This is a genomic window from Terriglobus sp. ADX1 (genome assembly GCF_036877645.1).
Classification (GTDB): domain Bacteria; phylum Acidobacteriota; class Terriglobia; order Terriglobales; family Acidobacteriaceae; genus Terriglobus.
Genome location: NZ_JAEDXV010000014.1, coordinates 109,204 through 128,283, shown reverse-complemented (window position 1 = coordinate 128,283; position 19,080 = coordinate 109,204). Strand labels below are relative to the sequence as shown.

Sequence of the window (19,080 nt, the reverse complement as noted above, 5' to 3'; positions counted from 1 at the left end):
GACCGTTGTTGGCCGCTGCGAATCCACAACCAGGTTCAACGGCCACGGCGGCAAGGCTATGGATGCTGACCTATACCATCGCACCCATCCGACAAGCGCTATCAGTGTCATTACCGCAACTACCGCCCAAGGAAACCAGGCCGGTTGACCTCGCTTTGTAACGCGTCGTTCAGACACAACCACAGAGGAGGCAGAAGGCATTGCCACATGAGCATCAGCCTCCCTCTTCGGAGACGGCACATGTCTCGGGTGGAATGCCAAGGCATACCCGCCCTTCGGAATCTCGATAATGGTGCTCTCATCCGCACCGGAGGCTTGGAAATACTCGTAGAGCCTCAGTCGCAACTGCCGAACATATACCCGAACCGAGCTATCCTCTGTCGGGCTGAAATCCGCGGTCTTTTCGAACACAGCTCGCCCTATAGCCTGTTCAGTCAGGCCTGCGCGATCACCCTGGAATGTACATGCCGCAAGGTATCGTAGCAGGCCGGGCAGTCGGCTGGACTTCTGGAGCGCTTCGCTGTTGGCGATGCGCTCCACCAGCAGCAGACGGTCGTCCGTGTGCGCGATAGAGCTTTCGCTCTGCGCAGCAACGTCCTTGTCTTCACGGATTGGGGGAGCTGTTGCCATACGGCGTCAGAGTACTTTCTGCTGCTAGCCAACGGTACCGAACCGGACATAGCAACCGCAAGCAACATACGGGTTTGTCACCTGGACTCCCCAAATCTAGGAGTCTGTAAGTCATTATATTTCAACGTTTCACATTGCCTTAACAATGTTTTCCGGGCTAATCACTTGGCAACTGTAAGTGACGATCACCACTGTATCGATGTTCCGAAAAACAGCCTGCCACCGAAACGAACGACTGCGGTCCAGAGTGGGCGTTGGAACAACAAAAGGAGCACCTCATATGTTTGCTACCCGGCATCTGGCCATTGCCGCCGTCCTTGCACTGCCCTGCACCGCGCTCGTAGCGCAGGACACCTCTGCCCGCCTCTCCGGCACCGTCAGCGACCCCTCTGGCGCAGTCATCCCCGGAGCCAAGCTCACTCTGACTAATCCTGCCACCAAGGCAGAGGTCGCACATGTAGTCAGTGACGACCATGGCGTCTACAACGCTCTCCAGCTACCTCCTGGAACGTACACCCTTGCAGTTGAGGCTCCCGGCTTCCAGCGCACAGAAACCCAAGTGCAGCTCTCCGTGGCGTCCCGTGTAGACCTGCCTATCACCCTGGCTCTGGGTAATGTCGGTGAGACCGTCATTGTCACTACCAAGGCGGAAGAGTTGAACCGCTCCGACGCCACGATTTCCACCCTCATCAGCCCAAGCGATGTTCAGAACCTTCCACTGCCGAATCGCGAGATCACTAATCTGATCGCGCTGGCACCAGGCGTGGTGCATGGCGGCAGCGCTACCAATGTCAACTCTGCTCAGCTGTCCATCAACGGTAGCCGTACGCTAAACTCCGAAACACTACTCGACGGCAACTCGGTCGTTGAAGGCGTAACCGGACAGATCAGTCGACTGCCCTCCCCCGATATGTTGGGCGAGTTCCGCATCATCACCTCTAACGCACCTGCGGAATACGGCCGTACCTCCGGCGGCGTCGTCACGATGATCACCCGTAGCGGCACCAGCAGGTTTCATGCTGGCGTGTATGAATTGTTTCGCAATGCCGTGTTGAATGCGAACACCTTCGGCAACAAGCTACAGACGCCAGTCCAGAAGCGTCCCGCAAACAACTACAACCAATTCGGCGTAGTGATCAGTGGTCCCGTGTGGATTCCGAAGATCTATAACGGCAGAGAAAAGACCTTTTTCTACCTGAACTATGACCAGACCCTCCAACGCGCCGCTGCCTCACAGACGCAGAGTGTGCCCACGGCGGCGTTCCGCTCAGGGGACTTCTCCGCCTCGCCTGTCATCATCTACGACCCTTTGACCAACATGCCGTTCGCTGGCAACAAAATTCCTGCGGCGCGTATCGATAAAACCGCTGCGGCCTACATGGCATTGTTGCCACTGCCCAACACTACTGGCACATTTGATAGCGTCAGTAACCGCTATACCAATAACTACACCTTCCAGAACTCACTGCCCTACACAGCGCCGCGCTACTCGCTGCGTCTGGACCACGCCGTGGCAGACAGCGTTCGTCTCTTCGGCAGCGTCAATCGCTGGATTGCAGCTACTCAGGCACAGCTTGCGTACAACAATCCCACTCTTGCCACCAGCTATGGTTGCAATTGCGATCAGGGCTGGCAGGCTGTCGTGGGCGGCACGGCGACCCTTAACCCCACCACAGTCGTTGACGTCCGCTTCGGCTTCAACCGTTGGGTAGAGGAACGTACTGCAGCTAGCTTTGGGACAGACCCCTCACAGACGGTTGCCATTCAGCGCTACTCATTTAAGGAAACGCCCAGCGTCAACATCTCCGGCTTCAGCACGATGGGCGCGGGTAACGGTTCCACCAGCCAGACGTATAGCAACACCTTTACGCCTTATGGCTCTATCACCAAGGTGATTGGACAGCACACCATCAAGATGGGCGCGCTGCTGCGCAAGAACCAGGTGAACGTCTTCAACACGGGCTCGGCCTTCCAGGGTTCGTACAGCTTTACTGGCGCCATCACGGACATCACTGGCTCCGGTGGCAAGGCGACCAACGGACTTGCGGACTTTCTACTGGGTGCGGTGAAAACTGCGAATTATGCCATTCCGCAGCCGCTACTCGGTCGCCGCAACTTCAACGTCGGCGTGTACATTCAGGACGACTTCCGCATAACACCCAAGCTCACGGCGAACATTGGCGTCCGCTACGACTATGAATCGCCCATGTACATCGCAACTGACCGTTACAGCCGATTTGACAACCACACAGGTGTGCTCCTGGTAGCGAACAAGAATGCATCGCGGACGCTCAACATCGATGCTGCGAAACTGAACTTCTCGCCACGCATCGGTCTATCTTTCGCTCCGAATAACAAGATGGTCATGCGCGCGGGCTTCGGCACATTTTACGGACAGATCATGTCTAACCTTGGTGGCCAGGTTTCATTCCCCGGCTATGACGTGCCCGTCTCGTTCAACAACCTTGGAACTCGCGTCGCGCAACCATTCACTCTTAACCAGGGCATGCCGCTTATCGGCGTGCAGGACTTGAATAACCCTAGCGTGGCGCTGGCTTCCGCATCTCCTTCCAACCCCTTTTCACCTGGCATTAGCTACCAGAGCATCAATCCGTTAAGCCTTAACCAACAGTGGAATGCCAGCGTCCAGCAGTCCATTGGCGCGGGCACCGTGGTTGAAATAGGTTACGTAGGCAGCCACGCGGTTCATCTGCCGCTGTATCTGAACGACAATCTGCCGGCCTTCAATCAGGCCACAGCAGTGGCATATGCAAACACAACGGTGGCCACGCAAAACGCTCGCCAGTTTTCGAGCCTGGGGACGCTGCCGGGCTCGTACAACGTTGGCTCGTCCAGCTATAACAGTCTCCAAGTCACAGCCCGTCGTCGCTTTGGCAGTGGCTTCTCCATGCAAAGTTCGTACACATGGTCGCACACCATTGACGACGGCTCAGGCATCTTCAACTTCTCGCAGGCGAATGGCCTGAACTCAGGCCAATATCCCTCTGATCCGAATATCCGTCGCACACAGGAACGCAGTAGCTCTGCTTTTGATGTGCGTAATAACTACACCCTGGCCATTTCCTACAAGACTCGTGGCCCATGGTTCACACGCAACATTGAGATCAGCCCCATCTTCACCGGTCGCACTGGCCTTCCGTTGACCATCACGCAGTCCAACGTATTCCCCGGCGTCAACAGCCAGCGTCCGAACGGCAACGACAAGATGCTGAAGGTTACTCCCTATCGCAACGGTGCAGGCCTACAGTACTTCAAGCCCACGAGTGCAGGTGACTTCCCGCTGACGCCCAGCGGTCCGGTCTTCGTTGGTACCGGTGCGGCACGTACGCAGGTGGTTGCAACAGGACTTGGCAACGTAGGCCGCTACAGTGTGCGGGCCCCGGGTGAAGTGAACCTAGATGTCTCCGCGCAGCGTAGCTTCCCCATCTACAAGGAAGTCGCATTTGTCTTCCGCGTGGATGCCTTCAACGTGCTGAACCACAACAGCCTTGGCAATCCTGGCACTTCGCTTGGTCTCACTACCGATGCCACCCATGCCTACTTCAATGCGCCGTCGTTCGGCCTCATCACCGGATCGGTATCGAATCGATTCTTGCAGATCGTCACCCGCATCAACTTCTAACCTCAGAGTGTATGGCTGGAAGATTCTTCCGGCCATACACTAACCTTCTCACGCGATTCCGGCGGCCTGCCGCCATGTGAGGTTGTCCGCAATGTACCGCACATTCAAACAGATCGTTATCTCCTCGTTGTTTTTCTGTAGCCTCATCGGCGCGCGGGCGCAGTCTCTTTTTCTTTCGCCCGCAGACATTGCAGCACGTAAGCAGCTTGCACAGCAGCAGCCGTGGGCCAAGGCGAGTCTTGACTTGCTGCTGAAAGAAGCCGACGACTTTCCCGCGTCCTACATGAAGCGTTTTGGCACACACGATGCTGCACCTCCTCCTGAAGGCGGAGCATGGCTGCACTGGTACGCCTGCCCGGAAAGCGGCAGGCCGCTGCAGTTTCGTCCCCCAGATCAAAACATCTGCCCGGATACCGGTAGGAATTTCACCGGCTATCCGTATGACCACGTCGTTTATGAGCTTCGGAATGACGCGTTGGGCGAGGCCGCAGTCGCATCAGCGCTTGCTTACCAGTTCACCCGGAAGCTCATTTATGCGAAGAACGCTGCAAACATCCTGAAGGACTACGCGCGCATATACCCCACTTACAAACTCCACGATATTAATAACAAGCCTGGTCCAAACGGTGCCATGGCGTATGCCCAAACGCTGGATGAATCTATCTGGCTCATCAAGATTGCGTGGACATATGACCTTATCCGCGATGCGAACGTTCTCACCGTGGGCGAAAAGCAAAGCATCGAGCACGATGTGCTTCGTGCATCGGCGGCAATCGTACTGAAGGCACACAAAGAACCCACGATGAATATCCAGTCATGGATCAATGCGGGTGCTGCCGCTGTGGGTTTCACGCTGAACGATCAGCCGCTCATTACTGAAGCCATTGATGGCCCGATTGGCTTCCGCTACCAAATGCAGCACTTTGTCCACGAAGGCTTTTGGGCAGAGGGTGCCTGGGGCTACCAGTTCTACGCAATGCGCGCTCTCACCATGACCGCGCAGATGGCTTCGCGCAAGGGCATGGACCTATGGAAGCAGGAACCAAATCTGATCGCGCTATTTCATTCACCGCTTGGCGTTTTGTTGCCGGACGGAAGTCTTCCCGCATTCAACGATAGTGGCTCGCCCAATCTTTACGGTGAGTCGTTTCTATACGAAGTGGCATACGCTGCAACGCATGATCCGGTACTTCTTACCGTCATTGAGCAGGGCCAGCGTGGTGATCGTGAGGCGTTCCTCTTTGGAACCCCTAAGCTTCCAAAGGCTGCCGCACCACCACTCGCAAGCTCTGTATTTCCTGAAGCTGGCTACGCAACCCTGCGTTCGTCCAGCAGCGACCTTACGGCCGTCATGAAGTTCGGTCCGCACGGTGGTGGACACGGCCACTATGACAAGTTGAACTTCGTGCTGTTTTCGCACGGCATTACATTGGCCGAGGATTCCGGCACACACTTATATGGCCTGCCCATTCATAAGGAGTGGGACGCCATGACGATTGCGCACAACACCATCTCTGTGGATGGCCAACGGCAGGCACAGACAACCGGAAAATTGCTTGACTGGCAAGTCGGTGACGATTGGACCGCAGTGCGCGCGGACGCCGGTGCCGCCTATGCCAACGCCAGCTTGCAACGCACCATGCTGCTTACACCTGACTATGTTCTCATCATTGATCGTTGCGAATCCAAGGACGGACAGCCGCACACTTTTGATTGGGCATATCACAACGTCGGCAAGCAAACCACAACTGACATAGTGAACATGAAGCCTTACACCTTCCCCGCCGCCAATGGCTACCAACATCTTCTCCACGCGGTGCAAGGCACCACTGAGGCGGATATTTCTCTGCACTTCGTAGCGGAACGCAAGCCATCCGTCTCCATTTCTGATTCAAACAGCCCACCTGCAACCTATGATTCTGCGCCGCGACAAATCTCCACGAAGACGGAACACTCTCAACTTGCACTGCAGATGCTGGGAGCACCCGCAACGGAATTTTTCACCGGTGAAGCTCCAAGCCGAGAGTTCCCAGCGCCCGTGCCGTTCGTCATTGTTCGCAGAACCGGAACCTCCGTCACGTTCGCAACGCTTTTGTCTACATCGAATGCTCTTCTATCCACTGGCCGTACGAAACCTCATCTCAATAAGACTAAGGACGGGAACTTTCAGGTTGAGACAACCGAAGGAGTTGACGTCTTCTCCACCATCAACGGTTTAAGGCTCCAGCACACATTCAAATAGATCGATAGCCCGAAAAGGTCTGTTAGATCCTCTACTACTGAGTAACCTGCGGCGAAGTAATCGCTAAAGGCGGTAGGGAAGACTGGCGTCCGAGACGCGGAAGATCTCGCGAATTCTGTAAGGAAGGTGAGTCCGCGGACAAATCCGAGACGAACAGCTGGCCGGTAGTACTCTCGTCTCGGACATTCTCATCCCGTGCGTCGGTGGAACGACGACACACGAGACCTCGTCGTCGGGAATCTTTGCAATAGGAGATATGCGCTCAGGCTCCGTAAAGAGGGTGGCTTCTGCGGTGGGCGAAGGGGCGGTCGTCGTCTCCGAAATCCATAAGGACTTAGCTGAATCGAACGCATGCGCGTTGGCCACCGCGCAGACTCCAAATGGGAAGACGATCTCTGATGTTTGGATTCGACCATGAATCGAGATCAGACTCCGGCGGTGGATGGATTACCTGCTTGGCGATCATTGGGGCCCAGGAGGACGTGGCGAAGCTGTATCTGCAAGAAATCATCACGGAATCGCCGAGCTTCTGAGACGCCGTTATCGTCAGGAAGGGATCATTTGTGAGATGCGACTCCACAGGATTAATCTGTCGAGGCGTAGAGTATGCCTCTTAGCCAGAATGCCACATTCACAAGTCCGATGAGTGCTGGCACTTCGATCAAGGGCCCAACGACACTGACAAAGGCCTCGCCTGAATTGAGGCCAAAGACGGCGACTGCCACCGCGATTGCCAGTTCGAAGTTGTTGCCCGCCGCTGTGAAAGACAGCGTGGCGGATTGTGCGTAGTCTGCGCCGAGCCGCTTGCCCATAAAGAAGCTGACGAGGAACATGATGAGGAAGTAGATCACCAGCGGGATCCCAATCTTCACTACGTCGAGGGGCAGGCGCATGATCAGGTCGCCCTTGAGCGAGAACATCACGAGGATGGTGAACAGCAATGCCACGAGCGTGAGCGGACTGATGCGCGGTACGAACAGGGTTCTGTACCACTCTTCGCCTTTGAGCCTGATCAGGAAGTACCGGGTCAGAAATCCGGCAGCGAACGGAACTCCCAGATAAAGGCCCACGCTCTTCGCGATCTCGGCAATTCCAATCGAAACAACACTTCCGGTCAGTCCGAACCACTTTGGCAGTACGGTCAGGAAGAGCCAGGCATAAAAGCTATAGAACACCACCTGAAAGACACTGTTAACGGCAACCAGACCGGCGACGTAGTCCGTGTCGCCCTCGGCTAACTCGTTCCACACGAGCACCATCGCGATGCAACGCGCAATGCCGATTAGAATCAGGCCTCTCATGTAGGCCGGTTCGCTGCGCAGACAGAGCACCGCCAGCAGGAACATCAGCAGGGGGCCGACGAGCCAGTTCTGAATGAGCGAGAGCCCCAGCACGCGCTTGTTACGAAAGACCTCACCGAGCTTTTCGTAGCGGACCTTTGCCAGAGGAGGAAACATCATGACGACGAGGCCAACGGCGATGGGGATGTTTGTTGTCCCACTCTGGAAGCGGTTCACAATGGAGGCAGAGGCCGGGAAGAAATGGCCGATACCGACGCCGATGGCCATTGAAAGGAAGATCCAAAGCGTCAGGAAGCGGTCAAGGAACGACAGTCGCTTCCGTGCGGCAGGAGCGCAGACCTGCCCTTGAGGAGTAGGAGCGGACGCCATTCAGCAAGTCTCACCGCAGAGTTCGGAGACAGAGGCCGGGACCGGTGCGCCACCGAGAGCGTATTTCGCAGGGGCACAGCAGGCTTTGGTCAGGCGCGTCAAGTCTGCCTGCATGGATTTCTCTTCTTTAAGCGAGGCGAGCGTCTCGCGAAGAATCTGCGTTGCGCCGGTGTGTGGCGGCATGACCATGCGATAGTGCATCCACTTGCCCTCGCGTCGGGCGGACACCATGCCCGCTTTGCGCAAGTACGCAAGATGGCGGGAAATCTTCGGCTGCGGCGCCTCCAGAATCTCCACAAAGTAGCAGACACAGACCTCCTGCTCTCCCATAAGGTTGAGCAGGCGCAAGCGGGTCTTATCTCCGAGCGCCTGGAAGAACTGTTCCATGTTGAATTCAGCCTTACGAGCCATATGCAATGTATACGCTTTGACGAATGTGATTGCAATAGATATATTCGCCAAAACGAATCTGAGGTGACGCATGACAGATGTTCAGAACGAAGTAAAGGCAAAATACGGTGCGGTGGCGGAGAGCACGCTATCAAGCAGCGATGCGGGAGTGAAGGCCGTGGCGGAAGCCTTTGGGTACAGCGCCGAAGAACTAACCTCCATCCCGGCAGAGGCCAACATGGGCCTTTCCTGCGGTAATCCAACGGCGACTGCAAACCTGCGCCAGAGTGAGGTGGTTGTGGACCTCGGCTCCGGGGGCGGACTGGATGTATTTCTCGCAGCCAAACAGATAGGACCAACCGGAAAAGCCATCGGCATCGATATGACCCCCACCATGATCGAGCGTGCCCGCGCAAATGCTGAAAAGGGTGGCTATACCAACGTCGAGTTCCATCTGGCGAGTATCGACAACATCCCGCTGCCAGATGCATCCGCGGATTGCGTTATCTCCAACTGTGTCCTAAACCTCGCCCCGGATAAACCCGCCGTCTTCCGTGAGATCGCACGCATTCTCAAGCCCGGTGGGCGCTTGGCTGTGAGCGATATCGCTCTCAAGGGCGAACTACCGGCGGCTATTGCCTCAAGCCTTGCTGCCTATGTCGGGTGCATCGCTGGAGCCATGCGAATCGACGCATACCGCGAAGAACTACTAAAAGCGGGCTTCGAGTATGTGGAGATCGTCGAAAGTGGTTTCGACCTGAATGCATACAAGAAGGTCGAGAATCACGCGGGGTGCTGCTCGCCTGCGATGGAAGCGTCCGGCGCTTTCGCCGTTGTCCAGGAATCATGTTGCACGCCAGAATCCACCGCCACACGTCTCCATCAAGACCTGGGTGCGCTGCTCGATACCTACGACGTCAATCAAGCCGCTGCGAGCGTTAAGGTGTACGCGCTTAAACCTCGCGGGTAATCAAAGGAAAAATCATGAAAACTGTAATCTTCGCCTGCGTTCATAATGCAGGTCGCTCACAGATGGCAGCTGCATTCTTTAACACCTTGGCCGATCCGTCACGAGCCCGCGCGGTATCGGCAGGCACGGAACCCGGCACGCGGATTCACCCGGAGGTTCTGGAAGTGATGCGTGAAGTCGGGATAGACCTCAGTGCGGCCCAACCTCAGAAACTCACTGAAGGGTTGGCGGCTCGTGCAGACTTGCTCATCACAATGGGCTGCGGCGAAAGGTGTCCCTATGTTCCCGGCCTACGGCGTGACGACTGGCCATTGCGCGATCCCAAAGGATTGCAGTTGGACGCGGTGCGAGAGATTCGCGACAAAGTGAAGAAGAGAGTGGAAGACCTTCTACGGTCTGAGGCGGGTTAGTCCTGGCAAACGTACTTCCCATCGTCTGATCGCGACTTTCGATATGCCGACTTTCCGGTACCAATCTTGTGCCAGAGCACATGGGCATTTTAATGGCCACGATCCCGTCAGGCGACTTTGGCCTCCCTACGACGGTAGTAGAGAGTCAGAGCGAGAATTACGAGCGGCATGATGATTTCGGTGTCTAAGAAGATGCCTGAGTTGTTGGAAGCGTGATCGTTATTGAGTGTCATCTGCCGAACGTGTCCAATGGCGTCGCCCAGCAGCCAGACGGCGTTTGCGATCGCTGTGGCCAACCAGAAGTTGTCGCGAAACTTCAAACACAAAATGCCTAACACACCGACGGTGAGGTCAGCCATGCCGACTTCATATTCGTAAGGGCTTGTCGACCATCCTATGGATGCCGATGTCTCAATAGGACGGAAAACGTGTGCATACGCAGTAAGCAACCCCATGAGGCCAACATAGAAGAAGAACAGATACAGCAGGTATGTTCCGGCAATCGCCGCTCCGCTGCTCCGGCGTTTGGGCGAGAATACAAGGTGAACAGATGCGCCCACAACCGCAATCAGGCTAAAGAAAACTTGAAACATGCAGCCTCCAGAGAACTCTCATTCGTAGGCAGTTCATTCACAATCTAGGCAACCGTCACCGCAGGGTAGGCTTCGATGTATTCCTCGCCATTGCAACCCTGGTAGGTCACGGTGTGTCCTTCCAAATCAACGTCGTAGCGCACGACACCCGCTCGCCACGACGCATCCAGAAACTCTGGAAACGTGCTATCGCCAGCCTGATCTATGCGAAGCGCTTTGATGAGAGCCTCTTCATCGAAAGCGGGTACATCGACAGGACCATTGACCAAAGGGGCGCCTTGTATGACGACAGGACCCTTCTGCGTCAAGAAGAGGCTTTGGCAGGACGGCAATGACCAGACGTTATGCGTCACTCCAGCTCTGCGCAGAACTTCTGCCAGATAGGGGAAGCCACCCACACGAGGACGGTTTGCTGCCGCAAATTTCATAGCTTCATTCAGGTTATCGATTGCTTTACTCAAAGCATTCTCCTCATTCGGTTGGGACATCATGGATGCGGTTATGATCTGTAAGTTTGGCAAGCAGTTCCCGTAGAGTGTTCTTTTCTTTCGCACTCAGACAGTCGAAATAGCCTGCATCGTTTCGGTCAGCAATCTCGGCAAGAATGGGGAGGTTGCGGCGTCCCGCTCGTGTGAGAGAAAGCAGGCGGAACCGACTGTCGTGCTCCTTTGCCTCCGTTTGGACCCAGCCCTTCGCATCTAGTTTGTCGACGATTTTAGAAACTGCACCACGAGTCAATCCCAAGCTATCGGCCAACTCGCCTGGAGCAGCCTGACCGCGTTCGTGAAGCTCACGCAGAAGCACCCATTCCGCAACCGAAGTCTGTTTCTCCTGGAGGGCGCGGGCGAACGTTCCTGAGACAGCGTTCGAGACGCGTCTGAGGCAATATCCAAGGTGCCCCTCTAATGGAGTTAACTGCTGGTTACCCACTCCGATAGTTTCCATGGAAACTAAGTGTAATGTCTATGGAAACCTAGTGTCAACAGGCGAAGATTTCATCGTTGGGAGTCTCTGAATCACATCGCTATCGCATCGCAGAAGAGCGACGTTCTTTTTCCACTGAATTGCGGGGTGGCAGAATATGTGCCTTTATTGAGGTTTCGTGTGGTACTCAATACGCGCTCCGAAGGTATCGCGATCATTCGAAGTTCTGTAAGGACGCGTTTCTTAAGAGCGCTCCATCGAGCCTTGTGTTGCGATCTTCTCTGTCATTTGCCATTCGTAGGTCAAGAAGACTAAATACGAGTTCACCATCCCAAGAGAACATCGGTTCGGGATGGCTTCAGTCTGGAAGCCCTGGAAGAATCTAAAGACTGAGCATTCGGGAGAAGATCTTCGCCGTGCTCAGAGGCGAACCGAACAAAGTGACGGCCCCTATCCATGATCGGATGGCCACCCATCCTTGAGCCCCAAGATTATGGCGAATACCTCGCACTTTCCGAGGGACCTCCGATCCATCTGCGACGGGATACTGCCTGCTTCTAGGCGGAAGGCGCGACTCGTGGAGGCGAGCCCATCACAAATCAGCGAGTAGACCTCTCCGACAGCCAATGACAGATGGTCTCAAGCAGCGTGTGGGCCTTGGACTCACAAAGAGAACGCGAATGGGAGAGTATTTCGCGGACCAAAATGATCACAGGATGGACCGTTGCAATGACCGCGCGAAATACCAGAGTTAGTCGTGGCACTTTCGGCAGGTACGATAGTGCACCATGAACGCGTCCCATTCCAAGATTTGCATGAATGCAGAATCAGAATCATTCCGAAAATCGCTCGGTTCCAAGAAATTGAAATCGGAGGGACGAGTGGACGCGAAAACCTGTAGAAGTTCGATGCCATGAGCGCAAGGCACCTTACTTCCGTGGGGAAACAAATACCTGATGTTTACCTCCGGTGAAGAGGTTCGCATGGTGCCTTGCATACGGAAGCCATTCTTTCATATCCGCTATTCGATCACTTCCGCGCTGCACGCCTGGGCATATCGAGTGTCCTTAATCCGGGAAAAATAAATTGCCGGGAAAAGCGTCCTTCTCAAACGAATCTGGCTGAGCAGTCCTGCTCACTTAAATAGGAATGTTTGCCTTACAGGCAGCTGTTCTCTCGTTGTTGCAGTCTCATGCAGGGTTCAGTTGCACGGATAGGCGTTCGAAACCCAGATGCCCTTGTACTTGCCAAACTTGGCGTACGCCTCTCACTTACGTCGGCCAAACCTAAATGGGCTCGCGTTCTACAAGCGTCACCCGATCCGGCGGAGATTGAGTGCATCTGGGCACAACAGACACAGGCTAGGTCTATGTTTTAACCTCGATCGTTGTAACCTCGATCAAAACGCTGCCTTCATGAATAAGAAGCACACTTCTTTTCGGAAACGCGCCAAAAGCCACGGCGAATCATGTAGTGACACCGGGAGACATTAAACCAATGCAGACTGAGCGTCATCGCACAAACAGAGTCGGCTGGCTACGTGCCGCCGTGCTTGGAGCTAACGATGGCCTATTGTCTACCGCAAGCCTGATATTGGGCGTAGCGAGCGCGCATGGTGCCCACGCCAGCATTCTCGTTGCGGGGCTCGCTGGGTTGGTTGCTGGCTCGATGTCAATGGCGGCCGGGGAATATGTTTCAGTGCATTCGCAGGCCGATACAGAGCGTGCGGATCTCGAACGCGAAAAAGCAGAACAGGCCGCAGATCCTATAGGGGAACGGCAGGAATTGGCCGATATTTATGTAGAACGAGGCCTCGACGCCACTCTGGCAATGGAGGTAGCCACGCAACTGATGGCCAGGGACGCCTTGGCAGCTCATGCTCGCGATGAGCTTGGCGTCACAGATGCCCTAAGCGCAAAGCCTGTTCAGGCGGCACTGACGTCTGCAGCCAGCTTCGCGATCGGAGCAGCTGTGCCTCTTGCAATATCCTGGCTATTGCCGGGATCTGTCCTTGTGTATGCGGTCGCGACCGTCTCCCTAGTTTGTCTTGCCATTCTGGGGGGGCTTGCAGCACAGGTTGGCGGTGCGCCAGTGCTCCCGGGGGCGGGCAGAGTTATGTTCTGGGGTGCACTCGCGATGGCAGTGACTGCTGGGGTAGGAGCGCTATTCGGAACGCAGGTCTAAAACCGGGATAGAAGCGGGCTCACACGACTACTCAGGATGAGCTGATCCGTAGACGGCCTGCTCAATGTCACTCGCGCGGCCTCTAAGCCGCAGCTAATCTTCTGGGCGACCATGAGATGTATCGTCGGCTTCGAATGGAATGAGCACATCGAAAACGCCCAGGGCTGCTGCTGCCAACGGTGCTGCGAGTGCTAGGCCGAGGGGGCTTGCGATGACGGCCAACCAGAGCTGGGCAGTCATCGTGAGAACTGGAGGCAGACGGACGATTTTCCGTTCCAGCAAAGGGGTGATGACATTGCCTTCCAGCAAATGGACCGCTAGAAATAGGAGCACGGTGAACAGCCCCTTCATCGGACTGATGGCAACGGCCAACAGAACGGCGGGGACAACCGACAATATCGGACCGATGTTCGGAATGAAGGTGAGTAGGGCGGCGATGACGCCGAGAATACCGGCAAGCGGCACACCCAGCATCCACAGGCCTATCGTCACAATCACTCCCACGGCGGTCATGGAGAGCATCTGCGAGAGAACCACCAGCCTAAGTTCCGCAATGCAGCGGCGGCGCAAGCGTTGAGCCTGGCTCTGAATGCCGACGGCGTCACCCTCTGAACATAAGCGAAGTAGATCTCCGGTTCAGCTGCCAGATAAAGGCCAAGAAAGCCGACGAGCACAAGCCCTGAGAGTTACCGTCGCTGTGCTCAGAACGATTCCCCCAATGCGCGTCAACGCGGACCTGACACTACTCGAAAGCTGGAGTAGTCGGACCACTGTGCAATCAACCAGCTTCCCAGCCATGGTCATTGACCCTTCCCGTGAGTTGATGTGCCGCTTGAGGCAGGTCGCTTTGCAGGTCCGCGAACTGAGCGATGATGCTGGGGCCACTGAGCCAGACAGTCAAACCAACCAATCCGCCTGCAACGCAAAGAATGACCAGCAAGGATATTCGCCGGCCAATTTTGGATCTTGTGCCTAGCCACTCGACGACCGCAGTCATGAGCGCTGCAACTACAATCGCCGCAAACAGAAGCATGAGTATCACTCTTCCGTGCCACGCAAGCAACAGTGCAACGATCGACCCCAGGCCGATAAACAAAAGGCTCGTCGGCGAGGAATTCTTGGGAGTTGCAAGCGAAGATAGGGGGAGGTCACGCACGCCACAAGAGTATAGGCCGATTGAAATCGAACAATAGTGCTCTCGGACACATCTTTAGCTTCAAGAGCGTTGTAGTCTCCCCGAACGAGCGTGTCCCATGAATGAGACCAGTGCAATCACGAAGTGGCTGGACAGTCCTGTCGCACATATCGCAACGGCCAGCTTTATCGCAGCTGGGATGATTGCGGCGCTGATCGCAAAGCTGCTCCTTCAAAATTCGCAAATCCTCAATCTCGTGCTGTTGGTAGCTATTGCCGGTGCCGGCATTCCGTTGCTTATCTCCTTGGTGCAACAGGTGTTCAAGGGGAACTTCAGCGTGGATCTCCTTGCGCTGCTCTCGATTGTTACGTCACTGGTAGTTGGGCAGTATTGGGTCGCGGCCATCGTTGTCCTGATGCTCTCCGGCGGTCAGGCATTGGAGGGCTTTGCGACGCGACGCGCCTCGTCTGTATTGAGCGCCCTGGCAAAGCGAATGCCTCTGACGGCACACAGAGCGAGTACTGCCGTAGAGGACGTAGCCATCAACGCGATTGCTGTCGGCGACGAACTCCTCATCTATCCCCATGAAGTCTGCCCCGTCGATGGGCTTGTGGTGAGCGGCCAAGGCAGTATGGATGAGTCGTATCTCACAGGCGAACCCTTCCTGATCGCAAAGGCGCCAGGGACGGATGTGCTTTCCGGCTCCATCAACGGGAATGTGGCACTGACGATCCGGGCGACGAAGATCGCCAACGACTCTCGTTACGCGAAGATTGTGGAAGTGCTGCATGCATCGGAGGAGAACCGGCCCCGGATACAGCGGCTCGGCGACCGGCTTGGCTCTTGGTATACGCCGATTGCGATTGCGATCGCGTTGGCAAGCTGGTACTTCACTGGCCAGTCGGAGCGATTCCTCGCCGTACTGGTCATCGCAACGCCGTGCCCCTTGTTGATCTCGATACCGGTAGCAATCATCGGTGCCATTTCTGTAGGTGCCAAGTTAGGCATCATCATCAAGGACCCATCCATCCTGGAAAAGATGGCGACTTGTCACACCTTAATCGTCGACAAGACGGGCACGCTGACCTACGGCAAGCCGACCGTCACATCCATTGACTGCATCGGTGGAACGACACGGGAGACGGCGTTGCGGTATGTCGCAAGCCTGGAGCGCTACTCGAAACATCCCCTCGCGAGCGCCGTGCTCGCTGCCGCAGAGAGGGACAAGCTGGAACTGCTCCGTATCGAGAATGTATCCGAAGCGCCGGGTGCGGGTCTCACGGGGCTGGTTGCAGGACGACAGGTCACGGTGACGGGTCGCGGTAAGCTTTCTGCCGAAAACCTGTCCGCTATGCCTCCCGTTTCGCCGGGCCTGGAATGCGTCCTTCTTCTGGATAACAACCTCGCTGGCGTTCTCCACTTTCAGGACGAACCCCGCAGAGAGAGCAAGTCCTTTCTAAGTCATCTTGACTCGAAGCACTCGATCTCCAAAATCATCCTGCTCTCAGGCGACCGTGTCCCTGAAGTTACGCTCTTCGCAAAGCGCATGGGAATTACTAAGTCTTACGGTGGCAAGAGTCCGGAAGAGAAAGTTGCGCTGGTAGAAAACGAAACTCGGCAAGGGAGAACGCTCTACATCGGCGATGGGATCAACGATGCGCCAGCGATGATGGCAGCTACAGCGGGAATCGCATTGGGTGTGAACAGCGATATCACGTCAGAAGCAGCCGGTGCGGTCATCCTTCAATCCTCCTTGGTTGGTGTTGACGAGTTGCTGCACATTGGGCGCAGAATGCGGAGGATTGCGCTGCTTTCTGCCGTCGGGGGCATGGGACTGAGTGTTATCGGGATGGCTGCCGCATCGTTCGGTCTGATTACGCCGATTCAGGGAGCCATTGCTCAAGAGGTGATCGATCTTTTATCCATCCTCAACTCATTGCGCGTGATTTTGCCGACTGGCTCGCTTACCGACTTTGAAACACCTCCAGAGGGCGCACAAACTCTACCTGGAGCTGATCGATCCAAACCGTGACCGGGTGTTCGCACCAATCGCTCTTCTGTGGAGCGAAGCGTCCTGCGTCAGGTGCGATTTCGCTAGACCCGGTCCGTCAAAGCGTGCGTAATCCAACGACGCTAAACGCCTTTGGCTTCCACAACTATTTCAGCCTAATGGCGAGCGATTGGCGGACGTGTGCTGATTGGTGATCATGGAGGTGCTTGCGGAGCGGCGCTCTAGCCTTTTTGCAGTGCTTGAGGACGTTGTTTAACCGTGCTCCGCTCGTAGACATCGACGAGGCCATATTTCATGTCCTTCAGTCTCTGCGAACCGCTCCTACAGTATTCGCGATGCCCGGTTCTGGGTACCATTAGGCATAAAGCCTCGAGTTGATCCTAGCCCCAGCGGACCCAGGCTCTGTGACGTGCATCACCGCTAACTTCTAGAGAAACTCATAGCCTTCGGAGATGGAGTTCCCATGTCTGAGACCCATGTTCCGACCATCGTGGTTGCAACCGACTTCTCTGAGTCGTCACTCGTAGCAATGAGTTTCGCGTTGGCATTGTCGAAACTCTTGAAGCGGCGTCTGTTGCTGCTTCATATTTTCACTTACGTACCCAAACACCGTTATTCCATCCCGGTCGACTGGATGGATGGTTGAGCTAAAGGAACGCACAAAGGCTAGTCTGGCTCTCGCGAAGGCTCGCATCACGCGAGCATCTGGAAGCGCCGAAACGCTTATCGCAGACGCTCCAGGACAACCCGCTGGTGAAATTCTCAGGATCACTGCGAAGGTTCAAAACCCCATCCTCGTTCTTGGCACCCATTCTCGTTCAGGCCTTGAACGCTTCTTCATCGGTTCCACGGCAGAGGAAGTGTTGCGGCATGCACAGTATCCGGTGGTCACTGTAGGCCCGCACGTCACTCCGTTCTGGCATCGGAAGATCCGGCGCCTAATGCTCGCGACAGATCTCACCGAACGGTCGTTAGCGTCTTTGCCATTCCTCGTGTCTCTGTGGTCATCCGGTATGCGGTTGTTAGTGCTGCACGTGGCATCGCCCGATTCCGAAATTACACCATCATCCTGGACTGACTCCATTCGTGATCGCCTCGTGGTGGCCCTCGGCGAGAATGAAGTCCGGAAGCAAGTCGAATTCCGACTTCTCGTCGACGTTAAGTTGCCGTACGCGATTGCAGAAACGGCTTCTAAGGCGAAGGCAGACTTGCTGGCGATTGGAGTCCATCCTGCAAAGGCGCTGACTGCCTACACCAGCCCACGAACGGGATTTCAGATTGTGATGAGCGCTCCTTGCCCTGTGCTCTCGGTCTGCGAGTAGGCCAATTGATAGCTGGTGCTATCAAAATGGACTATGCTCTGCTGCAATGATCTTCGATGAGAGCTTGACCCGACACGCCGACCGCCCATCTCGTGAAGACTTCCATGATCGTAGGCGGCACGCTGGCAGCGAGCGTCTTCGTCGATCGAGATAGGTCGCCAATATTGCCCTGATCGTCGCTATCGCGACTGCAAGTCTTCCGTTGGCTGCTTCGCTCATTCTGCACATTCTCCGAGCCAATTTCGGCGCAGATATTCTTGCCCCGTGACGTTTCTTCCTGGATGGCGTGGCTGTGTCGGGACGAGGCAGCATGGATGAGTCCTATCTCACCGGTCAGCCTTTTCTGACTGCGAAAGCACCGGGCAACCACGGTCTTGTCGGGTTCGATCAACGGCGACTCCGCACTGACGATTCGAACAACCAAGAAAGCCAGTGACTTTCGCTATGACAAGAATCGTTGAAGTTCTCCATGCATCAGAGGAGAATCGTCTGGTTCCTGGTACACACCACGCGACGTTACGATCGCGCTTGCGAGTTGGCAATTCAGCGACCATTCGGAGCGCTTCCTGGCGGTTCTCGTCATCGGCACGTCGTATCCACACTTGGTATCGATACCGGTCGTGATCATCGATACGTTCTTGGTCGGAACCCGACGTGGAATTATCATTGGATCGCTCGATTCTGGAATCCATAGAATCGTGTCACGTGCTGTTTATCAGTAAAACCGGCACGCTGACCCACGGATGTCGAATCCTTACCCAGCTCGATGCTCTTCGTGAGTTTCCAGAAGACCGGGCTGGAGTTGCTGCAACCTGGAACCTTACTCGAAACATCCCTTGGCGGGGGCGGTGCATGCCGCTGCCTAGGGCAAAGGACTCCGGCGCGGCTACAGGCGGGTGACGCTCATCACAGATACGCGTGCGTCTTCGGCTTAGAGTCTAGGTGCAGGGGGAACC

16 protein-coding genes and 1 pseudogene are annotated in these 19,080 nt (G+C 55.7%); 8 read left to right on the top strand and 9 right to left on the bottom strand.

Going from position 1 to position 19,080, the window contains the following annotated elements:
- A pseudogene (locus tag JAO32_RS11230) lies at positions 1-630 on the bottom strand (hypothetical protein); the annotation flags it as partial.
- 280 nt (positions 631-910) lie between these two features.
- On the opposite strand from JAO32_RS11230, the gene JAO32_RS11225 reads away from it, so the two are divergent.
- A complete protein-coding gene (locus tag JAO32_RS11225) occupies positions 911-4,273 on the top strand; it encodes a TonB-dependent receptor (RefSeq protein ID WP_334240349.1) in 3,363 nt (1,120 codons plus the stop codon).
- Between the two features lie 91 nt (positions 4,274-4,364).
- Positions 4,365-6,515: a heparinase II/III domain-containing protein gene (locus tag JAO32_RS11220; protein WP_334240347.1), complete on the top strand. Its 2,151-nt coding sequence runs from the start codon at positions 4,365-4,367 to the stop codon at positions 6,513-6,515.
- Positions 6,516-7,099: 584 nt separating this feature from the next.
- Here JAO32_RS11220 and arsB read toward each other — a convergent pair.
- Both arsB and JAO32_RS11210 read right to left on the bottom strand, forming a co-directional pair.
- Complete coding sequence (gene arsB / locus JAO32_RS11215; protein WP_334240345.1) at positions 7,100-8,185, bottom strand: ACR3 family arsenite efflux transporter; 1,086 nt, start codon at positions 8,183-8,185, stop codon at positions 7,100-7,102.
- Complete coding sequence (locus JAO32_RS11210) at positions 8,186-8,596, bottom strand: ArsR/SmtB family transcription factor (protein ID WP_334240343.1); 411 nt, start codon at positions 8,594-8,596, stop codon at positions 8,186-8,188. It lies immediately after the preceding gene.
- A 70-nt stretch (positions 8,597-8,666) separates the two neighbouring features.
- Here JAO32_RS11210 and arsM point away from each other — a divergent pair, with 70 nt between their 5' ends.
- Positions 8,667-9,545 (top strand): arsenite methyltransferase, encoded by an 879-nt coding sequence (gene arsM, locus JAO32_RS11205; protein ID WP_334240341.1) that lies wholly within the window; start codon positions 8,667-8,669, stop codon positions 9,543-9,545.
- A 14-nt stretch (positions 9,546-9,559) separates the two neighbouring features.
- A complete protein-coding gene (locus JAO32_RS11200) occupies positions 9,560-9,955 on the top strand; it encodes an arsenate reductase ArsC (protein WP_334240339.1) in 396 nt (131 codons plus the stop codon).
- A 107-nt stretch (positions 9,956-10,062) separates the two neighbouring features.
- On the opposite strand, the gene JAO32_RS11195 is transcribed toward JAO32_RS11200, so the two are convergent.
- Genes JAO32_RS11195 through JAO32_RS11185 form a run of 3 tightly spaced genes read right to left on the bottom strand, consistent with a single transcriptional unit; the run spans position 10,063 to position 11,478 of the window.
- Positions 10,063-10,548 (bottom strand): DUF6790 family protein, encoded by a 486-nt coding sequence (locus JAO32_RS11195; RefSeq protein WP_334240337.1) that lies wholly within the window; start codon positions 10,546-10,548, stop codon positions 10,063-10,065.
- 44 nt (positions 10,549-10,592) lie between these two features.
- On the bottom strand, positions 10,593-11,009 hold the full coding sequence (locus JAO32_RS11190; RefSeq protein WP_334240335.1) for a DUF1398 domain-containing protein: 417 nt from the start codon (positions 11,007-11,009) through the stop codon (positions 10,593-10,595).
- A 10-nt stretch (positions 11,010-11,019) separates the two neighbouring features.
- On the bottom strand, positions 11,020-11,478 hold the full coding sequence (locus JAO32_RS11185; protein WP_334240333.1) for a MarR family winged helix-turn-helix transcriptional regulator: 459 nt from the start codon (positions 11,476-11,478) through the stop codon (positions 11,020-11,022).
- Positions 11,479-12,969: 1,491 nt separating this feature from the next.
- Between JAO32_RS11185 and JAO32_RS11180 the strand changes: the two genes are divergently transcribed.
- On the top strand, positions 12,970-13,656 hold the full coding sequence (locus JAO32_RS11180) for a VIT1/CCC1 transporter family protein (RefSeq protein WP_334240331.1): 687 nt from the start codon (positions 12,970-12,972) through the stop codon (positions 13,654-13,656).
- A gap of 93 nt (positions 13,657-13,749) precedes the next feature.
- Here the strand turns inward: JAO32_RS11180 and JAO32_RS11175 are convergent, their stop codons facing one another.
- Positions 13,750-14,226, bottom strand: a complete 477-nt coding sequence (locus JAO32_RS11175; protein ID WP_334240329.1) for an AI-2E family transporter — start codon at positions 14,224-14,226, stop codon at positions 13,750-13,752.
- A gap of 208 nt (positions 14,227-14,434) precedes the next feature.
- A complete protein-coding gene (locus tag JAO32_RS11170; RefSeq protein ID WP_334240327.1) occupies positions 14,435-14,812 on the bottom strand; it encodes an AI-2E family transporter in 378 nt (125 codons plus the stop codon).
- Between the two features lie 97 nt (positions 14,813-14,909).
- Here JAO32_RS11170 and JAO32_RS11165 point away from each other — a divergent pair, with 97 nt between their 5' ends.
- The 3 genes from JAO32_RS11165 to JAO32_RS11155 all read left to right on the top strand — a co-directional run bounded on the left by JAO32_RS11165 (position 14,910) and on the right by JAO32_RS11155 (position 18,124).
- A complete protein-coding gene (locus JAO32_RS11165; RefSeq protein WP_334240325.1) occupies positions 14,910-16,823 on the top strand; it encodes a heavy metal translocating P-type ATPase in 1,914 nt (637 codons plus the stop codon).
- Between the two features lie 442 nt (positions 16,824-17,265).
- Positions 17,266-17,448, top strand: coding sequence for a universal stress protein (locus JAO32_RS11160; protein WP_334240323.1), 183 nt, complete (start codon positions 17,266-17,268; stop codon positions 17,446-17,448).
- Complete coding sequence (locus JAO32_RS11155; RefSeq protein ID WP_334240320.1) at positions 17,441-18,124, top strand: universal stress protein; 684 nt, start codon at positions 17,441-17,443, stop codon at positions 18,122-18,124. The genes JAO32_RS11160 and JAO32_RS11155 overlap by 8 nt, the downstream gene beginning before the upstream one ends.
- Positions 18,125-18,155: 31 nt before the next feature.
- Here JAO32_RS11155 and JAO32_RS11150 read toward each other — a convergent pair whose 3' ends face one another.
- Positions 18,156-18,515: a hypothetical protein gene (locus JAO32_RS11150; RefSeq protein WP_334240319.1), complete on the bottom strand. Its 360-nt coding sequence runs from the start codon at positions 18,513-18,515 to the stop codon at positions 18,156-18,158.
- Between the last annotated feature and the right edge of the window lie 565 nt (positions 18,516-19,080).

Bases quoted from the DNA above. Each gene is read 5' to 3' on its own strand.
- JAO32_RS11225 (WP_334240349.1), top strand. From the start codon at position 911: ATGTTTGCTACCCGGCATCTGGCCATTGCCGCCGTCCTTGCACTGCCC.
- JAO32_RS11220 (WP_334240347.1), top strand. From the start codon at position 4,365: ATGTACCGCACATTCAAACAGATCGTTATCTCCTCGTTGTTTTTCTGT.
- arsB (WP_334240345.1), bottom strand. From the start codon at position 8,185: ATGGCGTCCGCTCCTACTCCTCAAGGGCAGGTCTGCGCTCCTGCCGCA.
- JAO32_RS11210 (WP_334240343.1), bottom strand. From the start codon at position 8,596: ATGGCTCGTAAGGCTGAATTCAACATGGAACAGTTCTTCCAGGCGCTC.
- arsM (WP_334240341.1), top strand. From the start codon at position 8,667: ATGACAGATGTTCAGAACGAAGTAAAGGCAAAATACGGTGCGGTGGCG.
- JAO32_RS11200 (WP_334240339.1), top strand. From the start codon at position 9,560: ATGAAAACTGTAATCTTCGCCTGCGTTCATAATGCAGGTCGCTCACAG.
- JAO32_RS11195 (WP_334240337.1), bottom strand. From the start codon at position 10,548: ATGTTTCAAGTTTTCTTTAGCCTGATTGCGGTTGTGGGCGCATCTGTT.
- JAO32_RS11180 (WP_334240331.1), top strand. From the start codon at position 12,970: ATGCAGACTGAGCGTCATCGCACAAACAGAGTCGGCTGGCTACGTGCC.
- JAO32_RS11165 (WP_334240325.1), top strand. From the start codon at position 14,910: ATGAATGAGACCAGTGCAATCACGAAGTGGCTGGACAGTCCTGTCGCA.
- JAO32_RS11160 (WP_334240323.1), top strand. From the start codon at position 17,266: ATGTCTGAGACCCATGTTCCGACCATCGTGGTTGCAACCGACTTCTCT.
- JAO32_RS11155 (WP_334240320.1), top strand. From the start codon at position 17,441: ATGGTTGAGCTAAAGGAACGCACAAAGGCTAGTCTGGCTCTCGCGAAG.